Genomic DNA, 3,941 nt, shown 5'->3' with positions numbered 1-3,941 from the left:
ACAACAAGGTTGACATAGTGGGTCACTGAGCCGTGTTCCCGGGTTGGATGAATATCTATTTGTAGACAATCAAACGCTCTATGTCGGGCGGGTCATTCATATTTCTACTCTCTTTCGCTCCCAAGCATTAGTATCGGTGAGAATAGTTGAAAACCAAGAGAAGTTACATGTCTAGCATTGACAGTGTGAGGTGCAAACCGTTCAGTCAGAAGCCCAAAGCTGTTCCACTTGTAAAGGTTAGTGTCTAGACTACTATTTTTTAATAGGTTAATTTTCAACAGTGCTAAATTTTAAGCAAAGCCTGTATCTGGAGATAGCAGCTATGAGTAGATGTTCGAAATACAATCAACAAGATATCGAGAGGATGGCTGATGAAAATGGCTATAAATATATCTCTGGCATTCAAGCGAACCAGGAGTCTGAGCACGTTGTAAGATGCCGAATGTGCGGTTTACCTGATAAAAAGACAACAAAAATGTTAATAGCCCACTCTAAGTGTCGTTATATGCCATGCAAAAACCGAGGAGTGCTAACTTTACAATATATTCAAGACACGCTCGCGCCATATGGTATCAGCTTACTAAGTGAGCCAAAACCCTGTGAGGCAACTGTTGTTAGTAGCGATGATAAGCTTGTATTTGAACATAATAAGAAACAGATGAGAGAGCGTTGGAGAACAATAAAAGAGAGAATAAGAACTGGGCGGTTAATTTTTAAAGAAGATGAGAAACATAAAGAGCACAATCTACTGACAGATGAGAAGCTAAAACAAATAATGCAGATTAACCAAGTAAAGCTGACCGAACGGAAACCGACGAGCTGGGTTGATAGAGTTGAGTTCAAATGCTTACGATGTGGTTTGCATCGATTTGACACCGCCAAAAGATTAAGTAGTAGAGAAAATTGCGATTGTGAGTGCGTAAAGTCAGAAAAGCGATTTGATGACTTCGTATTACGTGTAGAGGAAGCTGGTTTAGCATTCGATGACTTAGACGATGTGAGAAATCAATTTCAATCTATAGCTAAAAAAAATCTTCCGAAGCAAGAGCGAGAAAACGCATATAGAAATGTGAGAGCGCAGTTAAGGTGTCCTGACTGCGGTGGAGCTTTTCTTAGTCAAAGTCTTTTTCAAATTGTCTATGAGTTTCTGCTTTTCTGTACGAATAAAAACTGTAAAAGCTTTGTTGAAATGAGAGCGCAATCAGATTCGCTAGGGTTAAGCTTCGGCAGTAGCGATGCGGATCTCGAGCGAAATGCATTAATACTAACATCAAATTTTGAAAGCTTATCTCACTTTAAGTCAGCTTACCCTTACGTTAAATATCGACTATCTTTTGGCGTTAAACGAGCGGTGTTTTTAAAGAAGCTATGGCAGCGCTGTGGGGAGCTAAGTGACGGCTGGAAGAGCACAAAGGTAAATATTCAAAAAGATGAAGATATTACCAAGGTGCTTTTATTGTGCATTAAAAATGGCGCTACCGCCGGCTTGAATAGCTTGCTCGAATCAGCGCCAACACTTAATAATAGAGCATTCATAGCTCAAGTAAGTCAAAAATTTAGAGAGCAATTTAGAACTTGCTGTGAGAAGTTGGATTATCACTTAAGAAATAACTGGCGAAACTTAACTGTTGAGCAAGCATTACAAGAAATAAACCGTTTAAAACTAAAAAGTAGAAATGATTTTAAATATAATGCGCAGGGACTTTACGGTGCATGTATCCGCAAAAACTTATTGGCGCAAATATACGCAGCTATGGATTGGCATGAGCCCATTATTTATGTCGATATGTGTGATAATGACTTGTTGAGCCATGCTAAAAATACTGCGATTGAACTGAATGCTCGAAATATCACTGAACTCGAATATCAAGGTAGCAGTGCATTGGTGAGAGAAATCCGCTCTGAATCTCGGTCGGGTCTTAATGAAAACCTTCACGCTATATTAGGCTGGGAGTCAGCAGAAAAATGGCGGGGAATTGAAATGTATGAAGTCCTGTGTAAAGTCCTTGAGTATAAAATATTTTCGATGACAGATCTGCACAAAAAATTATCAGGCCTTTATAAAGAACTTTATCGCACAGGTATGGCCGAAAAGTTAGCCGCTGAAGTTCACTGGGGAAAATTTAAATCAATATTTGGGAGAAGGGCTGATTCTTTAGTAGAGTCAGTTGTTTTTTCTCTAATGGAACTCAATAACATACCTTTTCAAACACACGTACAGACACCTTTCAAAAGCTTACAAAACACGAATGCGATGAAAGCAGATTTTTTACTTAAAAATGAGCATTATGGGCGTCAGGTATATGGAGAAGTGTGGGCATGTAATGAAAAGTATCCTGGGTCTGGGTTCCTTAGAGATTATCTAAGTAAGAGGAACTATAAACAATCGCGATATGACGGTCTCCATGATGTTGAATTACTGTCTGTGGAAGGGATCGAGTATTATAAGCCCACTGCCTCTTTGACTCGTTATGTCAATCATATTGCAGAATGTTTCTTTAAACTTGGTATAAAAAGGGGGGGCAGGTGCATAATGCTTGTCAGTTAAGCTAACTGGCTGTCGGTTTAGAAGGCGGTCGCATCGGATAACGTTGCGGCCGCCTTTTTATTGAGAGACTGTAAAAGATTTTGTGTAAATGGCTGATTGCACTGTTAAATCCGATCCTGATACATGATCTCGAATTGCGCCATGGCCGGTTTCCAGTTGCGTATGGGCATCGTCCACTTTTTCGATGCCTGATGCAAGGCTAAGTACAATACCTTCATGATGGCCTCATCATTCGGGAACGACCGGCGAGTCTTGGTAATTTTACGCAATGACGCGTTCAGCGATTCGATGGCGTTGGTGGTGTAGATAGCCTTACGTATCTCCGCCGGGTATTCGAAGAATACGCTTAAGCGTTCCCAGTTTGCCCGCCATGAGCGGCTTATGGTCGGATGCTCTTCATCCCACTTTTCCGCGAACTCTTCCAGCGCCTGCTCTGCTGCAGCGCGAGTGGCAGCGCCATAAATTAGCTTTAAGTCAGCTGCGATTATCTTGCGTTGCTTCCAGTTTACGTAACGCAGAGAGTGGCGAATTTGATGCACAATGCACAGCTGCACCTGAGTCTTCGGGTAAACCGCTTCAATGGCTTCGGGGAAGCCCTTCAGGCCATCGCAACAGGCGATAAAGATATCATCGACGCCGCGATTTTTAAGCTCGTTCATCACAGATAACCAGAATTTAGCGCCTTCGGTTTGTGCCATCCACAGGCCAAGGAGCTCTTTTTCACCGTCGGTATTAATGCCAAGCGCCAGGTAGACTGACTTATTTTGAACAACGCCAGAGTCACGGCTGCGAACCACCAGGCAATCGAGGTACACGACCGGGTAAAGCTTTGCCAGTGGTCGATGTTGCCAGGCCTTTACTTCGTCCATCACCTCGTTTGTAACCTGAGATATGAATGTGGGGGATACTTCAACACCGTAAGCTTCTTCAAGGTAAGCCTGGATATCCCGGGTGGTCATGCCTCTGGCATAGAGCGCGACGATGCGCTCATCGAATCCGTTAAGCTGGCGTTCACCTTTGCGAACCAGTTTAGGCTCAAAGCTACCATTGCGATCACGGGGAATATCCAGCTCGACGTCACCGTTGGTGCTACGAACAGCCTTCTTGGTTTTACCGTTGCGGGAGTTACCGCTGTTATTGCCGGTCGCATCATTTGGGGCGTAGCCTAAATGGGCTTGCATCTCGGCTTCTAAAGCGCGTTCAGCGACTTTCTTGGTAAGCTGCTTGAGCAGCCCGGCTTCACCTAAAATGTCTTCTGGCGAGTCACAGCCATCAAGCAGCTGATCGATGAGTTTGTCTGATATTGGCATTCTGATATCCTTCTGCGATATTGGTAAGAATGCCATTTACACAGATATTTTTACACTCTCTTTATTGAACGAGGGTAATATCG

The 3,941-nt window shown here is 43.0% G+C and carries 2 protein-coding genes; one reads left to right on the top strand and one right to left on the bottom strand.

Translation table 11 applies throughout. The features are described 5' to 3' along the window. The first annotated feature begins 364 nt into the window (after positions 1 to 364). Entirely contained in the window at positions 365 to 2,548 is a 2,184-nt protein-coding gene (locus tag B2U97_RS04795; RefSeq protein ID WP_286830290.1) for a hypothetical protein, read from the top strand. A 104-nt stretch (positions 2,549 to 2,652) separates the two neighbouring features. Here the strand turns inward: B2U97_RS04795 and B2U97_RS04790 are convergent, their stop codons facing one another. Next, complete coding sequence (locus tag B2U97_RS04790; RefSeq protein WP_286830289.1) at positions 2,653 to 3,858, bottom strand: IS256 family transposase; 1,206 nt, start codon at positions 3,856 to 3,858, stop codon at positions 2,653 to 2,655. Positions 3,859 to 3,941 lie beyond the last annotated feature (83 nt).

Source organism: Idiomarina sp. UBA3176 (genome assembly GCF_002364295.1).
GTDB classification, from domain to species: domain Bacteria; phylum Pseudomonadota; class Gammaproteobacteria; order Enterobacterales; family Alteromonadaceae; genus Idiomarina; species Idiomarina loihiensis.
This window is presented reverse-complemented; position numbering and strand designations above follow the sequence as displayed.